This window comes from Acinetobacter sp. XH1741 (assembly GCF_041021895.1).
Lineage (GTDB): Bacteria > Pseudomonadota > Gammaproteobacteria > Pseudomonadales > Moraxellaceae > Acinetobacter.
Genome location: NZ_CP157428.1, coordinates 1,511,431 through 1,537,095 on the forward strand (window position 1 = coordinate 1,511,431; position 25,665 = coordinate 1,537,095).

Genomic DNA, 25,665 nt, shown 5'->3' on the forward strand with positions numbered 1-25,665 from the left:
CCGCCAACTTTGAAAGTGCTTAGATGTTTTGGAATAAGAGGTAAATTTAGAGAATAAGAAGTTTTGTGTTACTGCGTTTTTTCTATAATTTTTTTAACTAAAATCGAGTATTCTTAGCGCCAAATTTTTGGACATATCGACTATGGCGCTTAAAGCAACAATTTATAAAGCAGATTTGAATATCGCCAATATGGATGACCATATTTATGGTGATTATCAACTAACGCTTGCCTTACATCCTTCAGAAACTCTAGAACGATTAATGGTTCGTGTCATGGCATTTGCACGTTTTGCAAGTGATAGTCTTGAATTTACCAAAGATCTTTTTGAGACCGATGAACCAGCATTATGGCAAAAAGATTTAACAGGCCAGTTAGAAAACTGGATTGAAGTTGGTTTACCTTCTGAAGATAAAGTAAAAAAAGCCAGTGCTCGCTGTAAAAGTGTGGCAATCGTTGCCTATGGTTCACAGGTCGAAGACTGGTGGAAGAAAAATAGTAAAATTAAAACATTGAGTAATGTTCAGGTCTGGCAAATTGCTTCTAAAAGTACCGCAGAGCTAGAGCAACTTTGTGAGCGCACTATGCAGTTGCAGTTAAATGTTATGGACTCAGAATGGACTGTACTTGGTGAAAATGGCCAAGCGAATGTCGTGTGGACTCAATTACAGTAAAATTGAAAAGCGCAACAAAACTTACAAGTTCACTTGCTAGACTAAAGACTGAGTCTGAATTGTCAAATTAAATGAAACGGGAATGTTATGATCACTGAATTAGAAATTATCGATTTAAAAGTAGGCGAAGGTAAAGAAGCGGTTAAAGGTGCTCTAATTACGACTCACTATACGGGGTGGTTAGAAGACGGTACTCAATTCGACTCTTCGATCGATCGCGGAAATTATTTCGAATGCGTGATTGGTACCGGCCGTGTCATTAAAGGATGGGACCAAGGCATTATGGGTATGAAAGTTGGCGGAAAACGTAAACTTATTGTTCCTGCGCATTTAGCGTATGGTGAACGTAAAATGGGTAAAATTATTCCGGCAAACTCAAATTTGATTTTTGAAATTGAATTATTTGACGTAAAAACCCGTGATGAATGAAATCAAATTTTTTAGTTTTTGATTTTATATATGAGCTTTAAATATATATACATTAGTTATTTATATTTTAGCTTAGTGAATATTTAAGATTATTTTCAGTTTATTTGATTATAAAGGTGAACTGAAAAACTGTTCTTTTGGGACAGTCTGAACCTAAGAGCTAAACGAGTATAAGTTTTGGTCCTTAGGTTTAAATTTCACATAAATAATCTATATTGCTATTGAGACGCTATTTCATGATTACCCGTTTTGCATCTCCTTTGTTGAATCTAACGCTTGGCTTAGCTTTAGCAGGCTTGTCAGGTATTGCATTAGCTAAGCCTCCTAAAATAGATGCTTCAGAACTTACTGTTATTGGTTATCATGAAATTACCGATACTAAGAATGCCTTAATTCCTCAATATGCAGTAACCACGAAACAATTTAGTGAGCATATTGATTGGCTGCAAAAAAATGGCTTCCATTTTATTACGGTAGACCAATTGATTCGTGCTCATCAGGGGAAGGTTTCACTACCGAGTAAGCCAGTTTTATTAACTGTAGATGATGGTTATCAGACTTTCTATCAAAATGCTTATCCAGTTATTAAGGCTAAAAAAATTCCGGTGGTACTTGCAGTTGTTGGTTCTTGGTTAGAACCAAAAGAAAATCAGAAAGTCGATTTTTCTGGTGAAGAAATTCCACGTGATAAAATCTTAAGCTGGCCTGAACTTAAAGAAATGCAAGACAGCGGTTTTGTTGAAATTGCAAGCCATAGCTATCATTTACATCGTGGTATTACAGGTAACCCGCAAGGCAACTCTGAGCCAGCGGCAACCACTCGTTTTTATGATGTAAAAACCAAAACGTATGAAAACGACAAAGAATACCAAGCTCGTATTTATAATGACCTGAAAAAGAATAATCAGTTACTCAAGCAACATGGTATACGTTCGCCACGTATTATGGTGTGGCCATATGGTCGCTATAATATGCAAACGATTCAGATTGCTAAAAAGCTTGGCATGCCAATTACCATTACGCTTGATGATGGGGCAGATCATGCAAAACAATCTCTACAAAATATGAGTCGTATTTTGGTAGAGGGTGGCATGAGTACCAATGATTTGGCTCAAGAGATTAAGAACCGTGAATTAAACTTAACGGATAATAATCGTCCACAAAAAATCATGCATGTTGATCTCGACTATATTTATGATCCAGATCCGCAGCAACAAGAGCGTAATTTAGGTAATTTACTCGACCGAATTAATGCGATGGGTGTAAATACAGTTTATTTGCAAGCTTTCGCAGATGCAGATGCTAATGGTTCTGCCGATATGGTATACTTCCCAAATCGACATATGCCTATGCGTGCTGATTTATTCAACCGTGTTGCATGGCAAATTCAAACGCGTACCCCTGTAAGTCGTATTTATGCGTGGATGCCATTATTGGCATGGGAACTACCAAAAACTGATCCTGTATCTAAAGATTTGGTTGTGACTCAACAGGATAAAACGAGTGGACATCTCAATATGGGATACATTCGCTTGAGTCCTTTTTCACCTGAAGCACGTCAAACCATCCGTGAAATATATGAAGATTTAGCGAAGTCAGCGTCATTCAACGGAATTTTATTCCATGATGACGTGACTCTATCTGACTATGAAGATGCAAGCCCTGATGCTTTAAAAGCCTATGCACAACAAGGCTTACCAACAGACTTGGCAAAAATTCGTGGAAATGACGCAGATTTGCAAAAGTGGACTGCATACAAAACCAGATATTTAGATGATTTTGCAATGCAGCTTGTTGATGAGGTACGTCAATATGAACCGTTCCTGTTAACAGCACGTAATTTATATGCACAAGTGGCTTTAAAACCATATGCGGAAAATTGGTACTCTCAATCACTTGAAGAGTCGTTAAACCGTTATGATTTTACTGCCATTATGGCGATGCCTTATATGGAGAAAGTAGATAACGCAGATCAATTTTATAAAGATATGATTGACCGCGTTAAAAAATATCCAAATGGCATTAAGAAAACTGTTTTTGAGCTACAAGCGACAAACTGGCGTAACAACGAAAAGGTACCTTCAACTGAAATGGCTGCAACAATTCATTCTCTCTACCAGCAAGGTGCAATGCATATTGCATACTATCCTGATGACCCAATTAAAGATCATCCAGACGTTAACGTGATGCATAAAGCATTTGCAGAAAAGTCATCTCGTCTTGTGCCATAGACGAGGCTGAAACATGACAATCTTTGCTGCAATATGGTCGCAAGCTTTAAAATTCGTTTTTTATTATCCATTGTTTATGTCATATCTATGGATGATAGGTGCGGTCATATTCTATTGGAAGGAACGTAAGGCTCCGCCTTATGATCAACCGGCTCCATTAGAAAGTTATCCAAAAGTTGCTGTACTCGTTCCTTGCTTTAACGAAGGTGATAATGCTGAGGAAACGATTAGCCATGCTTTAAAACTGGATTATCCTAATTTTGAAGTCATTGCGATTAATGATGGTAGTTCGGATAATACGGGTGAAGTGCTGGATCGTTTAGCTGAACAATACGAAAAATTACGTGTTGTTCATCTTGCGCAAAACCAAGGGAAAGCGATGGGTCTACAGGCTGGTAGCCTGATGACTGATGCCGAATTTTTAATTGGTATTGATGGCGATGCTTTACTTGACCCTCATGCAGCAAAATGGATGATTCGTCATTTTATTCAGAATCCAACAGTTGCAGCTGTGACTGGAAACCCACGTATTCGTACACGTTCAACTTTGTTAGGACGTATTCAAGTTGGTGAGTTTTCTTCGATTGTAGGAATGATTAAACGTGCGCAGCGTACATTTGGTCGTTTGTTTACTGTATCTGGTGTAATTACAGCTTTTCGTAAGAGCGCAGTTCACCAAGTTGATTATTGGTCTCCAAATATGTTGACCGAAGACATCGACATTACTTGGAAATTGCAGCGTGCGGGCTGGGACATTCGTTTTGAACCGAATGCTTTGGTCTGGATTTTAATGCCTGAAACATTAAACGGATTGTGGAAACAGCGTTTACGTTGGGCAATGGGTGGGGCACAGGTATTAATTAAAAATATTGATGTGTTCACCAAACCGAAATTGAATTTTTTATGGCCTCTCATGTTTGAGCTTTGCTTAACGTTAGTATGGTCATATTTAATGCTGGCAATGGCTTTGTTGTGGTTGGCACATTTTATTTTACCGGTGCCGGCATTAGCCGTTGTGAGTTCCCCATTTTTACCGTATGGTAGCGGTATTTTATTGGGGGCAACCTGTCTAATTCAGTTTGCTTTAAGCAAATGGATGGATAGTCGTTATGAACCGCATCTAGGAAAAAACTATTTCTGGATGATCTGGTATCCATTGGTCTTTTGGCTAATCACCATTTCGGCAACCATTGTGGCATTTCCAAAAGTCTTACGACGTGGAGATGAGAAACGAGCACGTTGGGTAAGCCCGGATCGGGGCATTCGTTAGATGAAATGCAAGAGTCATGAGATTTTAAAGATCGTGCTGTATTGATGTCTGGGGAAAACCACAGCACTTCGTTAGGTAAAAGAGAAATGAAGACAAATTCGTTGATTATTGATTTACGTCGTCAATTACCGTGGCACAAGCGCTATGTTTCTACAACAAGCACAGCCATGATGTGGGGCGGTTGGTTGTTGTTGTGGCGTCCGTTTGTATTTATCTGGCTATTGGCGGAACTGCAAAAAACTCATTTGGCACACCGTTTATTTAGTGCCTTTGGTGTGGGAATTGAGCATGGCTTTACAGCACTGGTTGCTTGTGCAATTGGTTTGTTGTTATGGAGTCATATTTTGCCTGAACGCCGTGTGGGTGGTGATGAACTTGACATGAAACAGACAGATGATTATGCGCGCTACTTTGATTTACCTGAGCAAGAAATTGAGCAGGGACGTAGCCAAAAAATTACGATAGTTCACCACGATGAATTAGGTAAAATCATTAGAGTTGAATAAGCCAAATTAATTCAAGAAAGCCCACATCATGTGGGCTTTCTTTTTTCACATTTATTCTTATGGAATAATACGCCTGAGTAGGTTTTATTTGCCTTTAAAATGAGGTGGACGCTTTTGTAGCATGGCAAAAATACCTTCTTGAACATCTTCTGTTGTGAGTAAAGGCTGTAGATGATTTTGTAATTGATTAAAAGCAGCTTCGTAGCCTTCATTCATGGCTTCACGTGCAGAGGCAAGGGTGGCTTTTACAGCAAGTGGTGCCGCTTCGGTAATATGTTCAGCAAGTTCTATTGCACGGTTAAGCTCCGTCCCTTCTGGGCATATTTCTGTAATCAGGTTCATATCAAAAGCTGCTTTTGCATCAAAAGAGTCCCCTGTAAGCAAATAGCGCATGGCCTTGGCCCAGCCCGCAGCTTGAGTGAACCGTGCAGTTGCTCCGCCAAAAGGTAAGATGCCACGTTGGACTTCCATTTGAGCAAATTGAGTATTTTCACTTGCAACAGTAATATCTGCATTAAGAAATAGTTCTATGCCAGCTGTATAGCAATAACCCTGTACGGCTACAATTAATGGTTTACTCAGTTTTCGGCCAACAGTACCCCAAGGGTTAATTTCATCATCACTAAAATCAAAAACACCTGTAGCAAGCTTAGGTTGTAGCTCAACTAAATCTAATCCTGCTGTAAAATGATCGCCGTGTGCGAAAATAATCGCACAGCGCAGGTCATCGTTATTTTCATATTCGGTGAGTGCAAGTGATAAATCTTTAATAAGATGGCTATCAAAGGCATTGCGCTTTGCTGCCCGATCTAGGCCAATTAAAAAGATGTGACCGCGAGTTTCACGGCTGACTTTTCCTTCTTGATTTGACATATTCTCACGCTCTTTATTTGTCTTTACTTATCTTTTAAACAATCATTTAAAAACGATCAAATATAATTTGTTGATGACTTGGTCAGTAAAAATAAAAAGGATGCTGTAAATATGAGTTAAAAGTACAACCTAACATCATTGTTATGTCAGGTTGTATAAGCTTATATAGAGCGCCGTGAATACATCAATAGACCTAAACACAGCATGCTTAAACCTAAAATAAGGTGTGAGCTAAGTTGTTCATGGTTAAACCATGTTCCCCAAAAGGTAGCTAAAACAGGGGTGATAATTGTAATCAGTAGTACCGTTGTTGGCTGTAGTACTTTAATGAGTTGATAATAAAAAATCATGGCAAGTACGGAAGAAAATACAGCACTATAGAAGACCGCTAGTGAAATTTTTAGACTTGGAAATTCAGTTGGAAGATGTGACCAGAAGAACGGCAACAAGCATACATAACCTACCCATGAGACAAGGCTAGAGCCTGTCATTTGTATAATCGGGTGAATATGCGCTCCGACAGATTTTACGGCAAAAGTCGACAATACATAAAACAGCATGGCGATCAGTTCTAGCATAATACCGATGTGGTTGAGTTGAAGACCTGATGAAGATAGCCCCAATGTAAAACTCATCCCGACAAGAGCAATACCCAGACCAAGCCATTGCCATGACGAAAAACGCTCGCGCCCTAAAACAAAAGAGCTAATGAGCCCAGATACTAAGGGAGAGGTGCCGTAAATAATTGAAATAATCGCCGAGGGAACTTTATCTGCACCCATATAGCAAAAAGCCATAGAACCAAATAAACCAATGGCTCCAGCACAGTAGCTTAAAACAGCTTTTTGACTAAAGATCAGTTTTAAACGGAAAAATTTTAGACATAGTAAGGCAATAGGAATTGCTAAACTAAAACGAATAAATAGTCCCCATGCCCAATGAAATTCTTGTACTGTCCAGACGGCTGCAAGAGGGGTAAGCGACCAAATAATAATGACAGCAATAAATTGGCCGGCTGTAGCGAGTCGAGTTGAAGATGCAGATAATGCTACAGCCGGCTGAATCTGTGGGCTGGACGTACTCTGTTGCTCAAATAAAGGCTTCATATAAAGCTCCATAAGGTGATGTTTGTATAATGAAGAGATATAAAAAAAAGCCGCGTTTTATGGCGGCTTCTTAAGAAAAATCAGAGAGTATATTAAGTCATTAACTTCTTGATTTTTTGATTCAAAGCGCCAAATTGTCCAAAATAAGGACGTCGCCAATTGACCACACAGAACTTGATCTCTGAGGCGTAGAATTGACGCGCTAGACAATAATGGGCTTTAGATAAAAACATGCTAAATATATTAAAAATATAGATAATATTTTTATAACATATAAATAGAAAAGTACAAATTAGATTCAAGCGTGAGACATAGTTTTTTTTGAATACCTTAAATTAGTTGTTTGCTTAGTGACATATTTTTCTCATAATACCTCGTCAAATTGAACTCAGTAAGAAGCTATTCTTATGTCACCTTTAGAAATTTTTGCAGTCTTGATTAGCTTAATCGGAGTCGGGTTAACTGTTATTCGAAACATGTGGTGTTGGCTGTTTAATTTCTTTGCTTTTGTTTTATATGCCTATTTGTTTTACGAATTTAAACTTTATGGCGAAACGATTTTGCAATTGTTCTTTATGGCAGTAAATTTTTACGGTTTTTATTACTGGTTCAAAGGCAAGCAGCAAGACCATGATATTCGTATAGAACCGATAGCACCTAAAGTTGCAATTTTTCAAATGATCATTGCTGCAGTAGGCGGTTTACTTTTTGGTTTGATACTTAAAAACTTTACCGATGCAGCGGTGCCTATGCTCGACTCGCAACTTGCAGCATTTAGTTTGCTTGCAACTTACTGGACCAGTCGAAAGCACATTGCCACATGGATACTTTGGGTTTTTGTCGACATTATTTATGTGGGTATGTTTATTTATAAAGATCTATTTTTAACTTCAGCCTTATATGCCGCTTTTGTATTAATGGCAGCTTATGGTTGGTATCAATGGGAAAAAGTGAAAAGAAAGCAGGTTGATCATATAGATCTGAAAAAAACCATTTAATGTATGAGAAAATATTAAGACAATAATCCTGTTTGGAAATTATTTGATGACTCATACTTTAAAAAAACTTTTACTTTGTTTATTTCTTTATTCTGGTTATGCAAATGCTCAGGTTAACGCTCTTCCTTTAAACCAGCTCAGTAAATTACCTGATTCATGTCAGAAAGATGAACCAGCTGAAAATAATAAATTAGTTATACAAGCCTCTCAGGTAAAAATACAAAGTTATTCTTGCTTTAAGCCCGATATAGCTGATGCGCTAGGATATAATGTGTTTGCTATCAATTTAGATAAAAACAAAACCTATTATTTTAAATCGCAAACTCGAGATATATCCTCAATAGCGGGTCAGAACATACATAAAATTGATTCTGAAACCTTTGCAATAGACAACTATCAAGAACGTGGCGGAAATTTCATTATTTTTTGGATAGCGAATTGGTCAAATATTTATACACAAGATATTAGTTATTATACGGATGATGAAGTCTCTATAGATAGTGTTATTAAAGACAACCAGATTTATTTACAGAAGAAAAAATATTTGAATAATACCAAAACCAAAAAAGTTGGATATCCTTTAGTCATTATGAAAGATAAACAAAAAGGTTTGATTATTAATAAGACTAAGACACAAAACTTTTAAATCTTTAATTTCTGGATTTTTATGAAAAATTTAACTCATATATTTTTATTTTGTATTGGTTTTTTAGTAGCAACGACCTCTTATGCACAAGTAAATATTAAACCTTTATGGCACGGTAAAGTATTAAACAGTTTTAATATTCCCTTAAATAACCTGAAAAAGCCAAAGCAAGTTATTAAAGGTGAGGCTGATGAATGCAATGGTGGTTATTTTCCGGATCAATGGGTATATGACGATGGAGTGGTACTCGCTACAGGCTCATTAGATACAGTATATGTAAGTCAGCAGAACGGTCTAAAGTATGGTTCCCGATTATTTAATCATTTAACTACCGAGAATGAGTTCAAAAAATTTTTTGGTGAACAGATCTATATGACTAAAAAACATGTTTATTCTTTACAACCTTGGGAAGGTAGTAATGATGGCTTACACTTTCATTTCCGTAATGGAAAATTGCACTACTATACGCACTCTATTGATGACTGCTAATGATTAAACGTTAAGAATAGCCATGATCCTGAATTTAATCCTATATAAACAGCAACAGTTTGATGCGGTGGCCCAAAAAATTATGGCTGAATCGGCAAAATATATAGATTTTAATTCGGTGTCAGATTTTTATAGTGCTGTGTGGCTTAAAGAATTTCCACAAGGTACTCAAATCTCTGCGACAGGTTTAGATGATGGTGCTGAAGAGTTTTATGCCGTAATACAGTTTAAACAGCAGTATTTAAAGTTTGATATTAAAGAAAATCATTCGACACTGAGTTTTCAGGACATAAATGGGGAAATGTTTAAAAGTAATTTTTAATTGATGAAATAGCAGCACAAAAAAAGCGACTTAATGTCGCTTTTTTTTAATAGATAAATTTTGAAATTTTATCTGCGGTTGTAATTACTAGGCTCGCGATGTCTTCTTTAAAGGTCTCTTCATCGTAAGTCGTAATTGGACAACTCACCGAAAGGACTGCCACCATTTTTCCATTCGATTGTTTGAAAATAGGAGCAGCACAAGCAGCCATATCATGATTGTAATGACCCCAGCTCACCATCGACTTTTGAGTTTTTACATAACTCAATTTTTGTAAGAGTGCTTTCAAACTGGTTGGAGTAAGTTCTGAGTAACTGTCCCATTCATTGAAATTACGATAGCGTTGTCGTACTTCTGCCTCTGGCAAATCTGACAATAACATTTGTCCAATGACCGTGGCATGAGCAGGCCAGCGAGTACCTAAACTAATATTGCTGGTAAAGGTTCCCATAGATTGAACGTTATTTACAAAAACAATGTGAGTCCCTTCTAAAACCGTTAGGTGTACTGCAAGTTTGGTTTGGTCACGTAGTTCTTTCATTAATGGCGTTGATAAATCCAGTAATGAAAGTTTAGATAAACTATTAAAACCAAGTTCCATGACTTTTGAATCAAGTGCATAGGTTTTTTGAGAAGCTTTTCTTAAGTAACCGCAAGCTTCGAGTGTATAGATCAGACGAAATGCACTAGAACGGTTCACTTCCAAAATTTCGGCAATTTCGGTAATCGTCATTTCTTGTGCTTGTTGATTAAACGCTTGCAAGATGGCTAAACCACGTACAAGCCCTGGTACTAAATACCGATCATCATTTTTTGTTGTTTCTGATTCTTGCGAATCTTCTTCAATCTCTAGGCTCATTCGTGTTGTTTTCCTATAAATAAAACAGGGTTCGAATTGGGGCATTATGCTTTATTTTAGAACTATTGTAATTATAAAGATAACATAAAATAATTTTTATATTTAAAACAATGTTTCCATTCTGAAACGTAACAAATTATTTATAATTTATTAATAATATGATTTATATAATTATTTTTACTTTGACAAAAATTAACCAAGAGTATTATTCTTTGCTTGTGTTTTGAAAATGAAATTAAGTTTTGTATATAAAACAAAACGAGGACGCAAGATATGAGTTGGATCTCAGTTTGTCAGCAAGGTGACGTTAGCGAAGATGAGCCGAAAGCCATCGAAATTGAAGGGAAAAAAATAGGCGTATTTTTCGTCGATGAAAATTACTTTGCTATCGAAAATGTTTGCCCTCATGCGTATGCCTTATTAACCGAAGGATTTATCGAAGATCAGACTGTTGAATGTCCATTGCACGAAGCAATTTTTGACATTCAGACAGGTGAGCTAAAAAGTGGACCCGGGTGTAGAAACCTATGTACTTACCCAGTTCGTGTTGAAGGACAGGATATTCAAATTCAACTCTAGTCCTCTCATGTACAAGGAAGCAGAACAATGAAGACATTTAATGAAAAGTTGGCAAGCTGGATTCATGCAACGCCAGCAACTGAAGCAGGTATCAACAATATTCAAATTCCTGGTCAATCTGAATTGTTGGTTTGGCAAACTCGATATAAAGAACCAACCCTCTACGAACAAGATTTTGTAAAGAACTTGATTCAGGCATTTTCTGCGGGCGCAACAGAGTTAGATGACGTTGTTTCTGCACTTAATCAGCAAGGTTTCCGTTGTGAATCTGGTGATGAATGGACTTCTGCAAGCTTTACAGAAGAAATGCAACGTTTAGGTTATTGATTCAGGGAAGAATAAAATGAACGCAATCGTATCAGCTTCACAAAGTGCTGAAGAATATTTAGAACTTGGTTTACGTGATCAATGGCATCCGGTTTTAGCAAGTTGGGAAGTCGCTGCCAATCCCGTCGGAATTACCCGTTTAGGTGAAAACATTGTGGTTTGGCGTGATGCCGAAGGTCAGGTTCATGCGCTTGAAGACCGCTGTCCGCACCGCGGTGCTCGTCTTTCCCTTGGTTGGAACTTGGGTGACCGAGTAGCTTGTTGGTATCACGGTGTTGAAGTTCGTGCTGATGGTGTCGTTGCTGATGTGCCAGCCGTTCATGAATGTCCAATGACTGGAACCAAATGTTTAAAGAACTATCCAGTGATTGAGCAACATGGCGCAATCTTTATCTGGTTCGGTATTGATGCAAATGAACAGCCAAAACCGCTTGAGTTCCCAGAGCAACTCGAAAGTGAAGAATGGAGTGCATTCCTTTGCCAAGCAGACTGGAAAGTAAACCATCAATACGCGATTGATAATGTAATGGATCCAATGCACGGGACCTATTTACACGCGACATCACACTCTATGGCAGATGGTGAGCGTACCGCAGAGATGAAGCACCGTACAACCGATAACGGCTTTGTTTTTGAAAAAGAAGGTCAAACAGGGGTGAACTTTGACTGGGTCGAATATGGTTCAACTGGTGCAAGCTGGTTACGTCTTTCAATTCCATATCGTAAACAATTTGGCCCAGGCGGCGAATTCTGGATTGTGGGTTATGCAACCCCAATTGATGCCAACAATACTCGCGTATTTTTCTGGCGCTGCCGTAAGGTAAGTGGGTGGCAACGTAATGTATGGCGCTTCTTATATCGCAATCATTTAGAACAGTTGCACTGGGATGTATTGGAACAAGACCGCATTATTTTAGAAAACCTTGCGCCAAATGCCCGTGAAAAAGAGTTCCTCTATCAACACGATGTTGGTCTTGCACGTTTACGCCGTTTAATGAAAAAAGAAGCTGAAAAGCAATTAAAGAAAATTGCTGCGCTCAATGCATCAAACCGTATCGAGATGCAGGAAGAAGCTCATGGCTAATGTAGCGTTGTTGCAAGGCAAAAAAGTTTTAGTGACGGGTGCTGCACGTGGTTTAGGCCGAGATTTCGCTCAAGCCATTGCCGAAGCAGGTGCTGAAGTTGTGATGGCAGATATTTTATCTGACTTGGTGCAACAAGAAGCGCAAGCTTTACAGAAGCAAGGGCTAAACGTTCATGCTGTCACTGTTGACCTTGCCAATGCAGACTCTATTGAAAGTGCGGTTGCAAAAAGCGTGGACGTTTTACAAGGACTAGATGGCCTTGTGAACTGTGCAGCGCTGGCAACCAATGTCGGTGGAAAAAATATGATTGATTACGATCCTGAACTTTGGGATCGGGTCATGAATATTAATGTAAAAGGCACATGGCTGATCAGTAAGGCCTGCGTTCCACATTTAAAGCATTCGGCTGCTGGCAAAATTATTAATGTTGCTTCCGATACAGCACTTTGGGGTGCACCAAACCTGATGGCTTATGTGGCAAGTAAAGGGGCAATTGTTGCCATGACACGTTCAATGGCAAGAGAGTTGGGACAGTCCAATATTTGCGTCAACACCTTGTCACCGGGGCTGACTCTAGTTGAAGCAACCGAGTATGTGCCTCAGGAACGTCACGATTTATATGTCAACGGAAGAGCGATTCAACGTCAGCAACTTCCACAAGATTTAAATGGAACAGCATTGTATCTACTGTCGGATTTGTCCTCTTTTGTGACAGGTCAAAATATTCCGGTCAATGGCGGTTTTGTCTTTAACTAAGGAGTAGTCAAATGATTACAGGGATCGAGATTTTAAAGTTTGGAGTTGAAGATAGAGCCGCTTCAAACAAGTTTTTAGCAGATTTTGGTTTAAGTCAAAGTGCTTCGGATATTGAAGGTGCAGATTTATACCAAACTCAAAACGGCAGCAAGATTTATCTATTTAATTGTGATGATGATCGTTTGCCTGCTGCCATTGAACAAGGTTCAACTTTACGTGAAGTCACTTGGGGCGTTGATCATGCTCAAGACCTTGAAGATTTGGCAGCTCGTTTGGCTGATGTAGAAGGTTTTAAACGTTCTGAACATACAGTTCAGTGTCTTGACCCAAATGGCATGACCATTCGTTTTGAAAAAAGTTTTGTAAAAGACGTGCCAGAACTTAAAACGGAAGGCATTAACCAATACGGCAACATTCAACGTGTCAATGCAGCAAGTCCTGTCTATGAAAAAGGTCAACCTGTTGCGATTGGACACGTGGTGTTCTTTACACCAGATTTGGTAACAACTGAAAAGTTCTATATTGAAAAAGTAGGCTTTCATTTATCTGATGCCTATAAAAATCGTGGTGCATTCTTACGTTGTCGCGGTGAAGGTTATCACCATGATTTATTCTTACTCAGTGTTCCAAATAAACCTGCTGGCTTAAATCACGTTGCGTTTGTAGTACGTGATATTCATGAGGTGATTGGGGGCGGTTTAAATATGAATCGTTCGGAATGGTCGACCTTTATTGGGCCGGGACGTCATCCAATTTCTTCTGCTTATTTCTGGTACGTCAACTCACCATTAGGTGGTGCATTTGAATATTACACCAACGATGATTATTTGACCGAAGAGTGGCAGCCACGTGTAGAAGAGCATCGCTTAGAGCTTTTCACCGAGTGGGCGATTGAAGGTGGTCTTGATGATACAACCCGCCGTCAGGTGAAGCCTGTTTAACAGGTATGGCTACAAGGAAGATGGCTATGGAAAAGATTGTAATTGTAGGTGCAGGGCAAGCAGCAGGTTGGGCAGTAAGTACACTACGACAAAATGGTTATGTGGGCGAAATTCACGTGGTTTCAAATGAAGATCAAGTGTTTTATGAGCGTCCGCCACTGTCTAAGCAAGTACTTTCAAAAGAAGCCACTTATGAAAGTTTGAATCTGTTCTCTCCTGAACAGGTTCAAGAGTTCAACGTTCAATGGCATAAACCAGAAATTGCGACAAAAGTCGACCGTGAGCAAAAACAGGTTCATTTAGAAAGTGGTCAGGTTTTGCCGTATGACAAATTACTGATCGCAACAGGAAGCCGTGCACGTGTACCTGTCAATACATGGCAGTTTATTCCAAATGTGGTGACCTTACGTAATGTGCATGACTGTGAACGTTTGGCTGAAATCTTAAAGACTGCAAACAATGTCGCTGTGATTGGCGGTGGCTGGATTGGTTTAGAAATTGCTGCAACTGCACGTAAACAAGGTAAAGAGGTTCATATTTTTGAATATGGCGACCGTTTATGTGCAAGAAGCGTAAGTCCGGAAGTTTCTGCATTTTTAAAAAATATGCATGAAACCCAAGGTACAAAAATTCATTTAGACAGCAAGAGCCTTCACTTGGTTGAAGCCCCTAACCAAAAAGTGGAAGTGGTGAATCATCCACAACATAGCCGGTTATTTGACTGTGTTGTAGTGGGTGCAGGCGCTGAGATTGCTAAAGAGTTAGGTGTACATGCTGGTCTCGATGTGAAAGACGGCATTGTGGTGAATTGTTTTGGGCAAACTTCAGATCAAAACATTTATGCCGCAGGCGATGTCGCGATTCATCCGGGTTTGGGGTATTGCATTCAGTCTTGGGCAAATGCGCAAAATCAGGCGATTGCAGCTGCAAAGTCAATGCTTGGAATTGAAACTGAATATAGTGATATTCCGTGGCTTTGGTCTGATCAATACCACTTTAATATCCAGATTTTAGGAACATATCAACCTGAGAAAACCAAAGAAGTGGTGATTCGCCAAGGCGGTGAAGATCAGGTGAGCTATTTATATCTGGACCATGAAAATCGTTTGCTCAACATGATTGCCATTAATGACTCGAAGTTAGTCAAACTGGCAAAACGTTGGATGCAAGCCAACACCGTTTTAGACCCAAAACTGTTAGCAGATGCTGAATTTAATGTCATGAAGTTAAAACCGTAAACATTAAATCTGGTTCTCATTACCAAATCGAAGGAATGACACATGAGTAATGAAGAGAAAAGTGGATTGAAGCATTGGGTTCCTGCTTTTGTCCTTATGGTGTGTGTAGTACTGGCATTTTTCGACAAGATCAGTATTGCGGTTTTATTTTCAGATCCGCATTTTCAAAACTCGATGGGAATTGCTGGAGATAAAGCCAAACTAGGATGGCTCATGACAAGCTTTTTGCTTTCCTATGGTTTCTCATCAGTATTTTTAAGCTTTTTAGGCGATATTTTTAACCCAAAGAAAATGCTGTTCTGGAGTGTGACCTCTTGGGGGTTACTCATGTTCTGCATGGGCTTCACCACCAGTTATTCAGGCATGTTGATTTTACGTGTACTGCTCGGTTTAGCAGAAGGTCCATTGTTTGCCTTGGCATACACCATTGTGAAGCAGACATACACAGACCGTCAGCAGGCACGTGCTTCTACCATGTTCTTATTAGGAACACCAATCGGGGCCTTTCTTGGATTTCCGATCACTGCAAATGTTTTGGCACACCATGACTGGCACACCACTTTTTTTGTAATGGCTGCGCTAACCCTCATCGCGATTTTCAGCATTGTTTTTGGTCTGCGTAACTTGCAACTCAAGAAAACTGTCGAAATTGAGGGCGAGAGTAAACGCACCAATTTCAAAGGTCACATTGCCAATACTAAATTGCTTTTGAGCAATAGCGCATTTTGGTTGGTTTGCCTCTTTAACATTGCATTGATGACTTATTTGTGGGGCTTAAACAGTTGGGTTCCTTCTTATCTTATGCAAGACAAAGGCTTCAATCTCAAAGAGTTTGGGATGTATTCAAGCTTTCCATTTATTGCCATGTTAATTGGCGAAGTGCTTGGTGCATTTTTATCGGACAAGTTAGGCCGCCGTGCGATTCAAGTATTTAGCGGATTATTGGTAGCGGGCATCTTCATGTATGTGATGGTCATTATGACCCAGCCATTGTTGATTATTGCTGCCATGTCTTTAAGCGCTATGGCGTGGGGTTTTGGAGTAGCAGCTGTATTTGCTCTGCTTGCAAGAGTCACAACCTCAAATGTAGGGGCGACTGCGGGTGGAATATTTAACGGTTTAGGTAATTTTGCAAGTGCAATTGCGCCTGTTCTTATCGGTTACATCGTGATGCAAACACATAGTTTTAATTTAGGAATTACCTTCTTGGCTGCTGTCGCTGTCATTGGGTCGTTGTTCTTGGTTCCTCTTTTAAAACGTTATTAATTCACTGTATAGGAGTTTAAAAATGACTACACAACAATTCGAATCATGGACACAACCAGAAGGTGCTTCTTTAGAAGATTGGTTAAACACGCGTATTGCTCGCTTTGAGACACGTAAATATGACTTTGATGCTTTGAAGTTCCAAGCCGATTACGACCCGAAATATCGCCGTGCACAAATGCGTTATATGGGTACAGGCGCAACAGGTGTTGTAAATGACGGCAACACTGTACCGGCAGAAAACTTCACGTTTTCAACCATGGTTTTGCCACCACAGTGTGAGGGTCCTTTGCACATTCACCACGACGTTGAAGAAGTATTCTTTATGCTTCGCGGCGAAATTGATTTGTTTATTGAGCACAACGGCGAGAAATTTGAGACCCGTTTAAAAGAGCGTGACCTGATTTCAATTCCACCGGGTATCTACCGTGGTTTATTTAACCCTGGTCAAGAAGATGCCTTGATGTGTGTGATGTTAGGAACAGGTAAACCAACGATTCCGAACTATCCACCAGAGCATCCATTGTCTCAAATCAAACGTTAATTGTTTGATGAAGTAAATGAAGGAAAGAATTGAAAATGATGACACTCATTGAAAAGTTAGCAGAGTTTCCGGTGAAAACCGTCACTGTTCAAGGCCAGCAGCAAGCCTATCGTGAAGCCGGTCAGGGCCAATACCTTGTGCTGTTGCATGGCATTAGTTCAGGTTCTGCTTCATGGGTGAACCAACTTGAAGTGTTGTCTCATCATTTTCATGTCATTGCCTGGGACGCACCGGGCTATGGCAAATCAGATGAACTTTTAACTGATCAACCGAATGCGACCGATTATGCAAAGCGTTTAGCAGCGTTGTTTGATGTTTTAAAAATTGAAAAAGCAATTGTGGTCGGACACTCATTAGGTGCCTTACAGGCGAGTGCATTTGCTGCATTTTACCCAGAGCGAGTGGAACACTTGGTTGTTGCTAACTTAGCGCAAGGCTACCAACGCCACGATAAACAGACACAAATTCAGGTTTTTGAAAAAAGACCAAAAATGTTGAAGGAACTCGGTGCTAAAGGCATGGCTGAAAGCCGTGGACCTCATTTGATTTATAAACAAGAGCCACAAGCCTTAGCCTTAGTTTCAGAGGTGATGCAACAGTTGACCTTACAGGGTTTTACCCATGCATCGTACTTACTGGCTTATGACGAAATACGTAATTATTTAACCCATTTAAAAGTCCCATGCACAGTGATTGCAGGGCAGCAAGATCAAATCACTCCTGCGTTAGGTATACAAGCACTTGCTCAGGAATTGCAGTTGGAACAGCGCTTTGTCATAGAAGATGCAGGACATTTAAGTTATGTCGACCAACCGCAAGCATTTAACCAAATTATGTTGACGATTCAGGAACAATCGTAAGAGAGATTAAGGATTATGAGCTTCCAAGTTGAAGGAAAAGTTGCAGTTGTTACCGGTGGCTCATCTGGGATTGGGCTGGCTGCTGTTGAAATACTGGTTGCAGAGGGTGCAAAAGTAGCGTGGTGTGGTCGCGATGAAGAACGTTTAAATGTTTCTAAACACTATATTTTAGAAAAATATCCGCATGCCAATATTTTTACCAAAGCATGCAATGTATTGAAAAAAGAAGAAGTTCAGCAATTTGCCAAAGACGTCAAACTCAATTTGGGCAATGTGGACATGCTCATTAACAATGCTGGGCAAGGCCGTGTTTCAAACTTTGAAAATACGCAAGATGAAGACTGGATGAAAGAAATTGAGCTGAAATATTTCAGTGTTTTACATCCGGTACGGGCTTTTCTTGATGACTTAAAACAATCGGCAAATGCCTCAATTACCAATGTGAACTCATTATTGGCATTGCAACCAGAACCGCACATGATTGCGACTTCATCTGCACGCGCTGCACTGTTGAATTTAACCCATTCGTTGGCCCATGAGTTTACTCAATATGGTGTTCGTGTGAACTCGATTTTACTCGGAATGGTCGAATCTGCGCAGTGGAAACGCCGTTATGAAACCCGTTCAGATTTAAATTTGTCATGGGAAGAGTGGACCGGAAATATCGCAAAAAACCGCGGTATTCCAATGCAGCGTTTAGGCCGACCAGAAGAACCTGCACGTGCTTTAGTTTTCTTGGCATCGCCATTGGCATCGTACACCACAGGTTCCACCATAGATGTCTCGGGTGGTTTTAACAAACATTTATAAATATTAGGTGCTGTCATGAAAAAGTTGATGATGATTGGTTTTGGCGCAATGGCAGCAGAAGTGTATGCCCATTTGCCCCAAGATCTGCAACTCAAATGGATTGTCGTACCATCTCGCAGTATTGAAAAAGTTCAATCACAAGTCTCGTCTGACATTCAGGTGATTTCCGATATTGAGCAATGTGATGGTGAGCCAGACTATGTCATTGAGGTGGCAGGTCAAGCAGCAGTGAAAGAGCATGCTCAAAAAGTTTTAGCGAAAGGCTGGACCATTGGTCTGATTTCGGTAGGTACTTTGGCTGATAGCGAATTTTTGATTCAGCTTAAGCAAACTGCCGAAAAAAATGATGCCCATTTGCATTTGCTTGCAGGCGCTATCGCAGGCATTGACGGTATTTCTGCGGCCAAAGAAGGTGGTTTGCAAAAAGTCACTTACAAAGGCTGTAAAAGCCCAAAAAGTTGGAAAGGCAGTTATGCAGAGCAATTGGTCGATTTAGACCATGTTTCAGAACCTACGGTCTTTTTTACTGGAACTGCCCGTGAAGCTGCCATGAAATTTCCTGCCAACGCCAATGTTGCAGCAACCATTGCACTTGCAGGGCTTGGAATGGATGAAACAATGGTTGAGTTAACTGTTGACCCAACCATCAACAAAAACAAACACACCATTGTGGCAGAAGGTGGCTTTGGGCAAATGACCATTGAACTGGTGGGCGTGCCGTTGCCAAGTAACCCGAAAACATCCACTTTGGCTGCGCTTAGCGTGATTCGTGCTTGTCGCAACAGTGTAGAAGCAATACAGATTTAAGAAGGATTTGATCATGGCAAAGGAAATTTATATTGCGGGTGAATGGCGATTAGGTCGTGGTGCAGTCATTCAAAGCCTGTTTCCGGCAGATCAGTCGGTAAACGCTGAGCTTTCAACAGCAACGCTTGATGATGTAAATGAAGCAATTGAAAAAGCAGATCAGGCTTGGCGTCAACCGAGCTGGAGAAACAGTTTGCCGCATGAACGCGCACGTATTCTCTACAAAGTTGCAGACATTATTGAAGCGCGTGTAGATGAATTAGCAAAATTACAAACACGAGATAATGGTAAGCCTTTAACCGAAACTCGTGGTTTGGTGATGAGTGCGGCGGCAACTGCACGCTATGTTGCGGCGGCATGTGAAACGCTGAACGATGAACTCACCACTCAACGCGCTCCAGACTTTATGACCATGAGTGTGCATGAACCTGTAGGCGTGGTAGCAGCAATTACGCCGTGGAACTCTCCAATTGCGAGTGAAGTTCAAAAGCTTGCTCCAGCTTTGGCGGCAGGTAATGCAGTGGTGTTAAAACCCGCAGAAGCAACTTCACTGATTGCTTTAGAGCTTGCCAAAATTTTTGAAGAAGCAGGCTTACCAAAAGGCTTACTCAGTGTGTTAGTTGGGCGCGGTTCTGTGATTGGTGATGCAATTGCTCAACATCCGCTGGTTCGTAAAATCTCTTTTACAGGTGGAACAACCACGGGTCGTCATTTGGCACATATTGCAGCTGAAAAACTGATTACTACTTCGCTTGAGTTAGGTGGTAAGTCACCAACTATCGTTTTACCGGATGCAGATGTCGAACTGGCTGCTAAAGGTGTGGCGTACGGTATTTTTAGCTCGGCAGGCCAAGCGTGTATCGCAGGTTCTCGCTTGTTTATTCATAGCAGTCTTTACGATCAGTTTTTAACACGTTTGGTTGAAATTACCAAAGGTCTACGTGTGGGCCATCCAGAACAAGCGGGTGTGCATTTAGGGCCACTAGTGAATGACAAACATTTGCAGTCCGTTGATCGCTATGTGCAGCTTGCCAAAAGCGAAGGTGGTCAAGTTCTGATTGGTGGTGAAGCGCTTACCACGGGTGACTATGCCAAAGGAAGCTATTACTTACCAACGATTATTACGGGTTTAAATAACAGTGCTCAAACTTGTCAGGAAGAAATTTTTGGCCCTGTTTTAGTCGTTATGAAATATGACAACGAGCAAGATTTAATTGCCCAAGCGAATGATAGTTGTTTTGGTCTTGCCGCAGGTATCTGGACTGAAAGCTATCGCAAAGCTTGGCGCATTGCACGTGCCTTAGAAGTGGGAACGGTATGGATTAACACCTATAAAAAATTCTCGATCAGTGCGCCGTTTGGTGGCTTTAAAGACAGTGGAATCGGGCGCGAAAAAGGCCGTTTGGGCATTTTATCGTACATGCAACAAAAGAGTATTTATATGGGGCTGAATGAGCAGCCTAACCCTTGGTGCGATTAATAAATTCAAGGACTGAAAACAAATTTTGAGGAACAGACATGACTGAACGTGTAAATGTAGGCGAAGCAATCGCAAGAGTTTTAGAAGCGCACCAAGTTGATAGTATTTATGGTGTTATTTCCATCCACAATTTACCTATTGCCGATGCGGTAGGCCGCCGTGAAAAAATGCGCTTTGTCGCAGCGCGCGGCGAAGCTGGTGCGGTCACTATGGCAGATGCACACTCACGCTTTAAAGGCCTAGGTGTAGCATTGACCAGTACAGGTGCAGGGGCAGGTAATGCAGTGGGTTCACTGATTGAAGCAATGAATGCCGGTAGTCCTGTACTACATTTAACAGGTCAAGTTGAGCGTGAATATCTCGATCGTGATGCGAGTTTTATTCATGAAACCAAAGACCAACTTACGTTTTTACGTGCATCAAGCAAAGCGGCATTTCGCATTACCAGTCCAGACAACGCCGTTGGCGTGATTCGTGAAGCCATCCGTGTAGCAACGACTGTTCCAATGGGACCAGTAAGTGTCGAGCTACCTATTGATGTACAAGCAGCAGAAATCGATTTGCCACTTAATCTTGGGCCAGTCAAAGCACTTGAGTTACCACAAGCAGAACAAGATGAAATTGATCTTCTTGTGAGTGAAATTAAAAAAGCAAAACGCCCAATTTTCTGGATTGGTGGTGGAACTTTAAATAGTGTTGCCGAAGTTAAAGCCATTGCAGATTTAGGTATTCCAGTGGTGTCATCTACGCATGGTCGCGGTGTGTTGCCGGATGATCATCCACGTAGTTTAGGTGCGTTCCATAACTCGGCAGCGGTTGAGCAGTTACTAAAAGATGCTGACTTAATGGTTGTAGTAGGTTCACGTTTACGTAGTAATGAAACCAAAACTTATTCGGTTGAGTTCCCTGAAAATATTATTCAGGTAGATGCAAATCCAGTGGCTCAGCAACGTAATTACAAAATTCGTAACTTCATTTGTGGCGATGCCAAAGATGTCTTAACACGTGTGTTAGAACAGCTTCAAGGAACCTCAAAAATCGATGCCGATTACGATGCTGCTGTAGTGGCGGCTAAACAATCTGCAATTGATGCACTACGCAAACAAATTGACCAATACGCTTTGATTTGTGATCACTTACGTGCGGCTTTACCGCAAGACGGCATTTTTGTACGTGACATCACCATGTCAGGTAGCACTTGGGGTAGCCGTTTATTCCCTGTACAAGCACCAAACCAAAACATCCACTCACTCGCGGGTGCAATTGGTTTAGGTCTTGCAACTGCAATCGGTGCTTCGGTTGCTAACCCTGACAAGAAAGTAATTGGTTTAGTCGGTGATGGCGGCTTAATGCTTGGCATTGGTGAGATTGCAACCATGGTGCAAGAAAACACCAACATGATCCTCATGATTATGAATGATGGTGGTTATGGGGTAATGCGTGGCATTCAAAATAACTACTTTGGTGGTCGTCAATATTTCAATGAATTGCATACACCTGACTACAAACTTCTTGGCGAATCAATGGGTGTGAAAAGCTGGAAAGTGGGTAGTGCAGATGAGTTTAAAACGGTTATTCAAGAGGCTGTCGCTTTTGAAGGGCCAACCGTGATCGAGCTTGATATGAACTCGATTGGGCCATTAAACTTTGCGGGTCCACCGCAAAAGAAACTGTATTAACCAGTTTGGATGGTTTAGTACATATGCGATGGGAGCTGCTAAGCCATCCTTTTTTTAGATAAATTTTTTTGTCTAAAAAACAATAAAAACTAAGTTTTACAGGTAAAACAAATAAAGTTCCAGCAGGACGCTGGAACTCAATCAAGGATGTAGAGATGAAAAAGACTTCATTGATCATGGCATTCATTGCACCGTTTACGCTGGGGGTAAGCGTCAATGCTTTTGCAAAAGATTCATTACTTGAATGGAAAAGTGATGATGGAACTGAGTCATTAAAGTTAGGTGGGGTGGTACGTTTAAATCAACGTTACGAAGATTGGGAAGGGCCAAACCGCGGTTTTGGTAAGCTCTATTTTGATATTTTCAGGGTCGATCTCAAAGGTAAGTTTGATGATGCTTACATCAACGCCAGTTATCTATTTCAAGACCAACAAAAAAGGTCTATTGAAAAAGCCTATGTGGGCTACAACTTAAATGCCAATAACAGCATTGAAGCAGGCTTGGTCTATAAACCTTTTACGATTTATCCATACCCGCAAAATGGCTGGACCTATCACATTCCATTCTTTCTAGGTTATGGCAACAATATTGCACCGGGGCTTAACTGGAATTATCACGACAAAGATTGGGATGTAAAACTTGGTTATTACCCGCAAATGCTAGAGACTAATCTGCGTTATTCACCTGAAAGTGCAACTTATGATGACTTGGCAGGAAATGCATTTCCATCTCAAAAAGCCTATCAAAATGAAAAACGCAATCAGGTTAACACCCGTATTGTACGTAAGTTAGAAACAGACTTTGGTAAGCAAGAGTTTGGCGTTTCGGGTGCAATTGCTCAGTTACATAACAAAGTAACCGATAAAGACGGCAAATATTATGCAGTCGGTTTGCACACCGAAAACAACTACAATCGCTTTAATTTACAAAGTTCTGTCATTCACTATCAATACGATGCTAAAAACCCAGATGGTGTAAATAATGACATGACTTTAATGGGTAACAATGGCTTTACACCTGCCTATTTCATTGCGTCGGAAGGGACAATTGCTAGTTTAAACCTTGCCTATACGTTGCCTGTCACCAATATGGGTAAACTAAAAGCCATTAAATTTTATAATGACTATAGTTATCTCGATAAAAAACGTGATGATTGGGCAGCTTCGCAAATGAACACTACAGGTATGATGTTTATTGCTTCACCATTTATGGTTTGGGCAGATTATACGTGGGGTAAAAACTCCAATATTATAGGCGGATCAACCAACTCAACAGGTTATACCTCTGCCACTTCGCCAAACAGCGACAAATGGTTATACCGTATTAACTTTAATATTGGCTTTACTTTCTAAAGTGTATAGCAATAAAAAACCACGCAATCGGCGTGGTTTTTTAGTTTATGAGTTAAAGCGTTTAATATCTGTTTTTTTCAAATTTATTCCAAAAAACAAAAGCAGTCACAAAGGCCAAAATAGTGAGCGCGAAAATATAATACATCGCACCAATATCACTATATTGACTAAGCCAATGTACTAAAGGCAATGTCATACCACCAACAATGGCATAAGACAAATTATATGAAAATGAAATGCCCGAGAAACGCACAGGCGCGGGAAACATTTTAACCATACTGCTCGACACCATACCAACCGTGCCTGAGCATAGACCCAACAACATATATAAACCAAAAATAGTTGAATGTGCGGCGTGACCTAAACTGTTATAAAAAACTGCTGCTGTGAGTGCCACTGCAAGCGCACCGACCATCATGACTTTGCCACAGCCAAAACGGTCAGCAAAATAGCCCGCCAAAATACAGCCGACCATTTGCATGATAATGGCTGCACTTTGCATTTCAAAAGTCTGTGCGCGTTCAAAACCAAATGAACCAATCAATAAATTTGGCATGGCTAAAATCACCACCACCACACAACCAGTTAAAAACCATGTAAACAACATGCCAATTGCAACAGCTGTTTTATGCGTTTTTAATACTTGCTTGACGGGCATTTCTTTTGAAATTTCTTTACGTGCCTGCATGGCTTTAAACACAGGCGTTTCTTTTAAATAAGTCCGTAAATAAAGTGCAACCAGACCAAAAATACCACCAGCAATAAAAGGAATACGCCATGCCCAGTCATGGATTTGTCCTTCACTAAAATTCAGTGAAATCCATAAAGACATCAGCGCACCTAGTAAAATTCCTAAAGACAACCCAGCGGTGAGTAAACCATTGGCCAGTCCAATTTTTCTTTCAGGGACGTGTTCAGACACAAATGTCCATGCGGCTGGAATTTCCCCCCCAATTGCAATTCCTTGTACCACTCGCATAAGTAATAAAAGTAGCGGTGCCAAATACCCAATATTTTCAAAGGTGGGCAAAATCCCGATAAATAAGGTAGGCAGTGCCATCAGCAAAATTGAAAGTGAAAAGAGTTTCTTACGCCCGACCAAGTCACCAAAATGGGCCATGACAACCCCACCCAACGGCCTAAAAAAGTAACCTGCCGCAAAAATGCCGTAAGTATTGAGCATGGCCCAAAAAGGACTAAGCGTACTTGGGAAAAACAGGTCGGAAATGATTTTTGCGTAAAATACATAAATCACAAAATCGTAAAACTCTAAAGCACCACCCAATGAAGAAAGGGCGAGGGTTCGTTTATCTTCTTTATTAAGATAGTTCGCATCCTGCAAAGTTAAGTCCTGTTCCATTTTTTTACTTAATTGTTGTAATTGAAGTTTGGATATTAATGGAAAAGTGAAGTAAAAGTAAATGGAGGAAATTTGTTCTATAGGTGACGGTCAATTGGTCTACCTAAGAAAAGCAAAAAGCTTTAAAACAAAAAACGCTTTAGATGAAACAAAAACAGATGTAGGAATGACTTTTCTTT

General features: G+C 40.2%; 27 protein-coding genes. 23 read left to right on the top strand and 4 right to left on the bottom strand.

Features of this window, described 5'->3' with window-relative positions:
• The first annotated feature begins 142 nt into the window (after window positions 1-142).
• The 5 genes from ABLB96_RS07300 to pgaD all read left to right on the top strand — a co-directional run bounded on the left by ABLB96_RS07300 (window position 143) and on the right by pgaD (window position 5,109).
• Complete coding sequence (locus tag ABLB96_RS07300) at window positions 143-673, top strand: YaeQ family protein (protein ID WP_348896085.1); 531 nt, start codon at window positions 143-145, stop codon at window positions 671-673.
• An 87-nt stretch (window positions 674-760) separates the two neighbouring features.
• Window positions 761-1,102 carry an FKBP-type peptidyl-prolyl cis-trans isomerase gene (locus tag ABLB96_RS07305; protein WP_309456296.1) on the top strand — a complete coding sequence of 114 codons (342 nt, stop codon included), beginning with the start codon at window positions 761-763 and terminating at the stop codon, window positions 1,100-1,102.
• Window positions 1,103-1,338: 236 nt separating this feature from the next.
• The gene (pgaB, locus tag ABLB96_RS07310) at window positions 1,339-3,333 is read left to right on the top strand and encodes a poly-beta-1,6-N-acetyl-D-glucosamine N-deacetylase PgaB (RefSeq protein WP_348896084.1); all 1,995 of its coding nucleotides are present in this window, start codon (window positions 1,339-1,341) and stop codon (window positions 3,331-3,333) included.
• Between the two features lie 13 nt (window positions 3,334-3,346).
• Window positions 3,347-4,603, top strand: coding sequence for a poly-beta-1,6-N-acetyl-D-glucosamine synthase (gene pgaC, locus ABLB96_RS07315; RefSeq protein WP_348896083.1), 1,257 nt, complete (start codon window positions 3,347-3,349; stop codon window positions 4,601-4,603).
• A gap of 86 nt (window positions 4,604-4,689) precedes the next feature.
• A complete protein-coding gene (gene pgaD, locus ABLB96_RS07320; protein ID WP_348896082.1) occupies window positions 4,690-5,109 on the top strand; it encodes a poly-beta-1,6-N-acetyl-D-glucosamine biosynthesis protein PgaD in 420 nt (139 codons plus the stop codon).
• Window positions 5,110-5,193: 84 nt separating this feature from the next.
• On the opposite strand, the gene ABLB96_RS07325 is transcribed toward pgaD, so the two are convergent.
• A complete protein-coding gene (locus ABLB96_RS07325) occupies window positions 5,194-5,982 on the bottom strand; it encodes a crotonase/enoyl-CoA hydratase family protein (protein WP_348896081.1) in 789 nt (262 codons plus the stop codon).
• Between the two features lie 161 nt (window positions 5,983-6,143).
• Complete coding sequence (locus ABLB96_RS07330; protein ID WP_348896080.1) at window positions 6,144-7,088, bottom strand: DMT family transporter; 945 nt, start codon at window positions 7,086-7,088, stop codon at window positions 6,144-6,146.
• A 407-nt stretch (window positions 7,089-7,495) separates the two neighbouring features.
• On the opposite strand from ABLB96_RS07330, the gene pnuC reads away from it, so the two are divergent.
• The 4 genes from pnuC to ABLB96_RS07350 are packed head-to-tail and all read left to right on the top strand — an operon-like array spanning window position 7,496 to window position 9,543.
• Entirely contained in the window at window positions 7,496-8,086 is a 591-nt protein-coding gene (gene pnuC / locus ABLB96_RS07335; RefSeq protein ID WP_348896079.1) for a nicotinamide riboside transporter PnuC, read from the top strand.
• 46 nt (window positions 8,087-8,132) lie between these two features.
• Entirely contained in the window at window positions 8,133-8,732 is a 600-nt protein-coding gene (locus ABLB96_RS07340) for a hypothetical protein (protein WP_348896078.1), read from the top strand.
• Between the two features lie 21 nt (window positions 8,733-8,753).
• Window positions 8,754-9,221: a hypothetical protein gene (locus ABLB96_RS07345; RefSeq protein ID WP_348896077.1), complete on the top strand. Its 468-nt coding sequence runs from the start codon at window positions 8,754-8,756 to the stop codon at window positions 9,219-9,221.
• A gap of 22 nt (window positions 9,222-9,243) precedes the next feature.
• Window positions 9,244-9,543, top strand: coding sequence for a hypothetical protein (locus tag ABLB96_RS07350; protein WP_348896076.1), 300 nt, complete (start codon window positions 9,244-9,246; stop codon window positions 9,541-9,543).
• 46 nt (window positions 9,544-9,589) lie between these two features.
• Here the strand turns inward: ABLB96_RS07350 and ABLB96_RS07355 are convergent, their stop codons facing one another.
• Window positions 9,590-10,402, bottom strand: coding sequence for an IclR family transcriptional regulator (locus ABLB96_RS07355; protein ID WP_348896075.1), 813 nt, complete (start codon window positions 10,400-10,402; stop codon window positions 9,590-9,592).
• A 273-nt stretch (window positions 10,403-10,675) separates the two neighbouring features.
• On the opposite strand from ABLB96_RS07355, the gene ABLB96_RS07360 reads away from it, so the two are divergent.
• The 14 genes from ABLB96_RS07360 to ABLB96_RS07425 all read left to right on the top strand — a co-directional run bounded on the left by ABLB96_RS07360 (window position 10,676) and on the right by ABLB96_RS07425 (window position 24,126).
• Window positions 10,676-10,981, top strand: coding sequence for a non-heme iron oxygenase ferredoxin subunit (locus ABLB96_RS07360; protein ID WP_002117586.1), 306 nt, complete (start codon window positions 10,676-10,678; stop codon window positions 10,979-10,981).
• 27 nt (window positions 10,982-11,008) lie between these two features.
• Window positions 11,009-11,308 carry a recombinase-like helix-turn-helix domain-containing protein gene (locus ABLB96_RS07365; protein ID WP_005070730.1) on the top strand — a complete coding sequence of 100 codons (300 nt, stop codon included), beginning with the start codon at window positions 11,009-11,011 and terminating at the stop codon, window positions 11,306-11,308.
• Between the two features lie 16 nt (window positions 11,309-11,324).
• The gene (locus ABLB96_RS07370; RefSeq protein WP_348896074.1) at window positions 11,325-12,392 is read left to right on the top strand and encodes an aromatic ring-hydroxylating dioxygenase subunit alpha; all 1,068 of its coding nucleotides are present in this window, start codon (window positions 11,325-11,327) and stop codon (window positions 12,390-12,392) included.
• The gene (locus tag ABLB96_RS07375) at window positions 12,385-13,149 is read left to right on the top strand and encodes an SDR family oxidoreductase (RefSeq protein ID WP_348896073.1); all 765 of its coding nucleotides are present in this window, start codon (window positions 12,385-12,387) and stop codon (window positions 13,147-13,149) included. Before ABLB96_RS07370 ends, ABLB96_RS07375 begins: the two co-directional genes overlap by 8 nt.
• An 11-nt stretch (window positions 13,150-13,160) precedes the next feature.
• Complete coding sequence (locus ABLB96_RS07380; protein ID WP_348896072.1) at window positions 13,161-14,090, top strand: VOC family protein; 930 nt, start codon at window positions 13,161-13,163, stop codon at window positions 14,088-14,090.
• Window positions 14,091-14,116: 26 nt separating this feature from the next.
• Window positions 14,117-15,328 (top strand): FAD-dependent oxidoreductase, encoded by a 1,212-nt coding sequence (locus ABLB96_RS07385; protein ID WP_348896071.1) that lies wholly within the window; start codon window positions 14,117-14,119, stop codon window positions 15,326-15,328.
• 42 nt (window positions 15,329-15,370) lie between these two features.
• Window positions 15,371-16,594 (top strand): MFS transporter, encoded by a 1,224-nt coding sequence (locus ABLB96_RS07390; protein ID WP_348896070.1) that lies wholly within the window; start codon window positions 15,371-15,373, stop codon window positions 16,592-16,594.
• A 22-nt stretch (window positions 16,595-16,616) separates the two neighbouring features.
• Window positions 16,617-17,138: a cupin domain-containing protein gene (locus ABLB96_RS07395; protein ID WP_348896069.1), complete on the top strand. Its 522-nt coding sequence runs from the start codon at window positions 16,617-16,619 to the stop codon at window positions 17,136-17,138.
• Between the two features lie 35 nt (window positions 17,139-17,173).
• Complete coding sequence (locus tag ABLB96_RS07400) at window positions 17,174-17,998, top strand: alpha/beta hydrolase (RefSeq protein ID WP_348896068.1); 825 nt, start codon at window positions 17,174-17,176, stop codon at window positions 17,996-17,998.
• A 15-nt stretch (window positions 17,999-18,013) separates the two neighbouring features.
• Window positions 18,014-18,808 carry an SDR family oxidoreductase gene (locus tag ABLB96_RS07405; RefSeq protein WP_348896067.1) on the top strand — a complete coding sequence of 265 codons (795 nt, stop codon included), beginning with the start codon at window positions 18,014-18,016 and terminating at the stop codon, window positions 18,806-18,808.
• A gap of 15 nt (window positions 18,809-18,823) precedes the next feature.
• On the top strand, window positions 18,824-19,615 hold the full coding sequence (locus ABLB96_RS07410; protein WP_348896066.1) for an aspartate dehydrogenase: 792 nt from the start codon (window positions 18,824-18,826) through the stop codon (window positions 19,613-19,615).
• Window positions 19,616-19,628: 13 nt separating this feature from the next.
• Complete coding sequence (locus tag ABLB96_RS07415; protein ID WP_348896065.1) at window positions 19,629-21,095, top strand: aldehyde dehydrogenase; 1,467 nt, start codon at window positions 19,629-19,631, stop codon at window positions 21,093-21,095.
• A 38-nt stretch (window positions 21,096-21,133) separates the two neighbouring features.
• Complete coding sequence (locus ABLB96_RS07420) at window positions 21,134-22,774, top strand: thiamine pyrophosphate-binding protein (protein WP_348896064.1); 1,641 nt, start codon at window positions 21,134-21,136, stop codon at window positions 22,772-22,774.
• 155 nt (window positions 22,775-22,929) lie between these two features.
• The gene (locus tag ABLB96_RS07425; protein WP_348896063.1) at window positions 22,930-24,126 is read left to right on the top strand and encodes a hypothetical protein; all 1,197 of its coding nucleotides are present in this window, start codon (window positions 22,930-22,932) and stop codon (window positions 24,124-24,126) included.
• Between the two features lie 61 nt (window positions 24,127-24,187).
• Here the strand turns inward: ABLB96_RS07425 and ABLB96_RS07430 are convergent, their stop codons facing one another.
• The gene (locus tag ABLB96_RS07430; RefSeq protein ID WP_348896062.1) at window positions 24,188-25,486 is read right to left on the bottom strand and encodes an MFS transporter; all 1,299 of its coding nucleotides are present in this window, start codon (window positions 25,484-25,486) and stop codon (window positions 24,188-24,190) included.
• Window positions 25,487-25,665: the final 179 nt, after the last annotated feature.

Coding starts and splice junctions, on each gene's coding strand:
- ABLB96_RS07415 (WP_348896065.1), top strand. CDS start 19,629: ATGGCAAAGGAAATTTATATTGCGGGTGAATGGCGATTAGGTCGTGGT.
- ABLB96_RS07350 (WP_348896076.1), top strand. CDS start 9,244: ATGATCCTGAATTTAATCCTATATAAACAGCAACAGTTTGATGCGGTG.
- ABLB96_RS07360 (WP_002117586.1), top strand. CDS start 10,676: ATGAGTTGGATCTCAGTTTGTCAGCAAGGTGACGTTAGCGAAGATGAG.
- ABLB96_RS07400 (WP_348896068.1), top strand. CDS start 17,174: ATGATGACACTCATTGAAAAGTTAGCAGAGTTTCCGGTGAAAACCGTC.
- ABLB96_RS07305 (WP_309456296.1), top strand. CDS start 761: ATGATCACTGAATTAGAAATTATCGATTTAAAAGTAGGCGAAGGTAAA.
- ABLB96_RS07425 (WP_348896063.1), top strand. CDS start 22,930: ATGAAAAAGACTTCATTGATCATGGCATTCATTGCACCGTTTACGCTG.
- ABLB96_RS07330 (WP_348896080.1), bottom strand. CDS start 7,088: ATGAAGCCTTTATTTGAGCAACAGAGTACGTCCAGCCCACAGATTCAG.
- ABLB96_RS07405 (WP_348896067.1), top strand. CDS start 18,014: ATGAGCTTCCAAGTTGAAGGAAAAGTTGCAGTTGTTACCGGTGGCTCA.
- ABLB96_RS07370 (WP_348896074.1), top strand. CDS start 11,325: ATGAACGCAATCGTATCAGCTTCACAAAGTGCTGAAGAATATTTAGAA.
- pgaD (WP_348896082.1), top strand. CDS start 4,690: ATGAAGACAAATTCGTTGATTATTGATTTACGTCGTCAATTACCGTGG.
- ABLB96_RS07385 (WP_348896071.1), top strand. CDS start 14,117: ATGGAAAAGATTGTAATTGTAGGTGCAGGGCAAGCAGCAGGTTGGGCA.
- ABLB96_RS07375 (WP_348896073.1), top strand. CDS start 12,385: ATGGCTAATGTAGCGTTGTTGCAAGGCAAAAAAGTTTTAGTGACGGGT.
- ABLB96_RS07325 (WP_348896081.1), bottom strand. CDS start 5,982: ATGTCAAATCAAGAAGGAAAAGTCAGCCGTGAAACTCGCGGTCACATC.
- ABLB96_RS07365 (WP_005070730.1), top strand. CDS start 11,009: ATGAAGACATTTAATGAAAAGTTGGCAAGCTGGATTCATGCAACGCCA.
- ABLB96_RS07395 (WP_348896069.1), top strand. CDS start 16,617: ATGACTACACAACAATTCGAATCATGGACACAACCAGAAGGTGCTTCT.
- ABLB96_RS07355 (WP_348896075.1), bottom strand. CDS start 10,402: ATGAGCCTAGAGATTGAAGAAGATTCGCAAGAATCAGAAACAACAAAA.
- pgaB (WP_348896084.1), top strand. CDS start 1,339: ATGATTACCCGTTTTGCATCTCCTTTGTTGAATCTAACGCTTGGCTTA.
- ABLB96_RS07340 (WP_348896078.1), top strand. CDS start 8,133: ATGACTCATACTTTAAAAAAACTTTTACTTTGTTTATTTCTTTATTCT.
- ABLB96_RS07300 (WP_348896085.1), top strand. CDS start 143: ATGGCGCTTAAAGCAACAATTTATAAAGCAGATTTGAATATCGCCAAT.
- ABLB96_RS07380 (WP_348896072.1), top strand. CDS start 13,161: ATGATTACAGGGATCGAGATTTTAAAGTTTGGAGTTGAAGATAGAGCC.
- pnuC (WP_348896079.1), top strand. CDS start 7,496: ATGTCACCTTTAGAAATTTTTGCAGTCTTGATTAGCTTAATCGGAGTC.
- ABLB96_RS07430 (WP_348896062.1), bottom strand. CDS start 25,486: ATGGAACAGGACTTAACTTTGCAGGATGCGAACTATCTTAATAAAGAA.
- pgaC (WP_348896083.1), top strand. CDS start 3,347: ATGACAATCTTTGCTGCAATATGGTCGCAAGCTTTAAAATTCGTTTTT.
- ABLB96_RS07390 (WP_348896070.1), top strand. CDS start 15,371: ATGAGTAATGAAGAGAAAAGTGGATTGAAGCATTGGGTTCCTGCTTTT.
- ABLB96_RS07420 (WP_348896064.1), top strand. CDS start 21,134: ATGACTGAACGTGTAAATGTAGGCGAAGCAATCGCAAGAGTTTTAGAA.
- ABLB96_RS07410 (WP_348896066.1), top strand. CDS start 18,824: ATGAAAAAGTTGATGATGATTGGTTTTGGCGCAATGGCAGCAGAAGTG.
- ABLB96_RS07345 (WP_348896077.1), top strand. CDS start 8,754: ATGAAAAATTTAACTCATATATTTTTATTTTGTATTGGTTTTTTAGTA.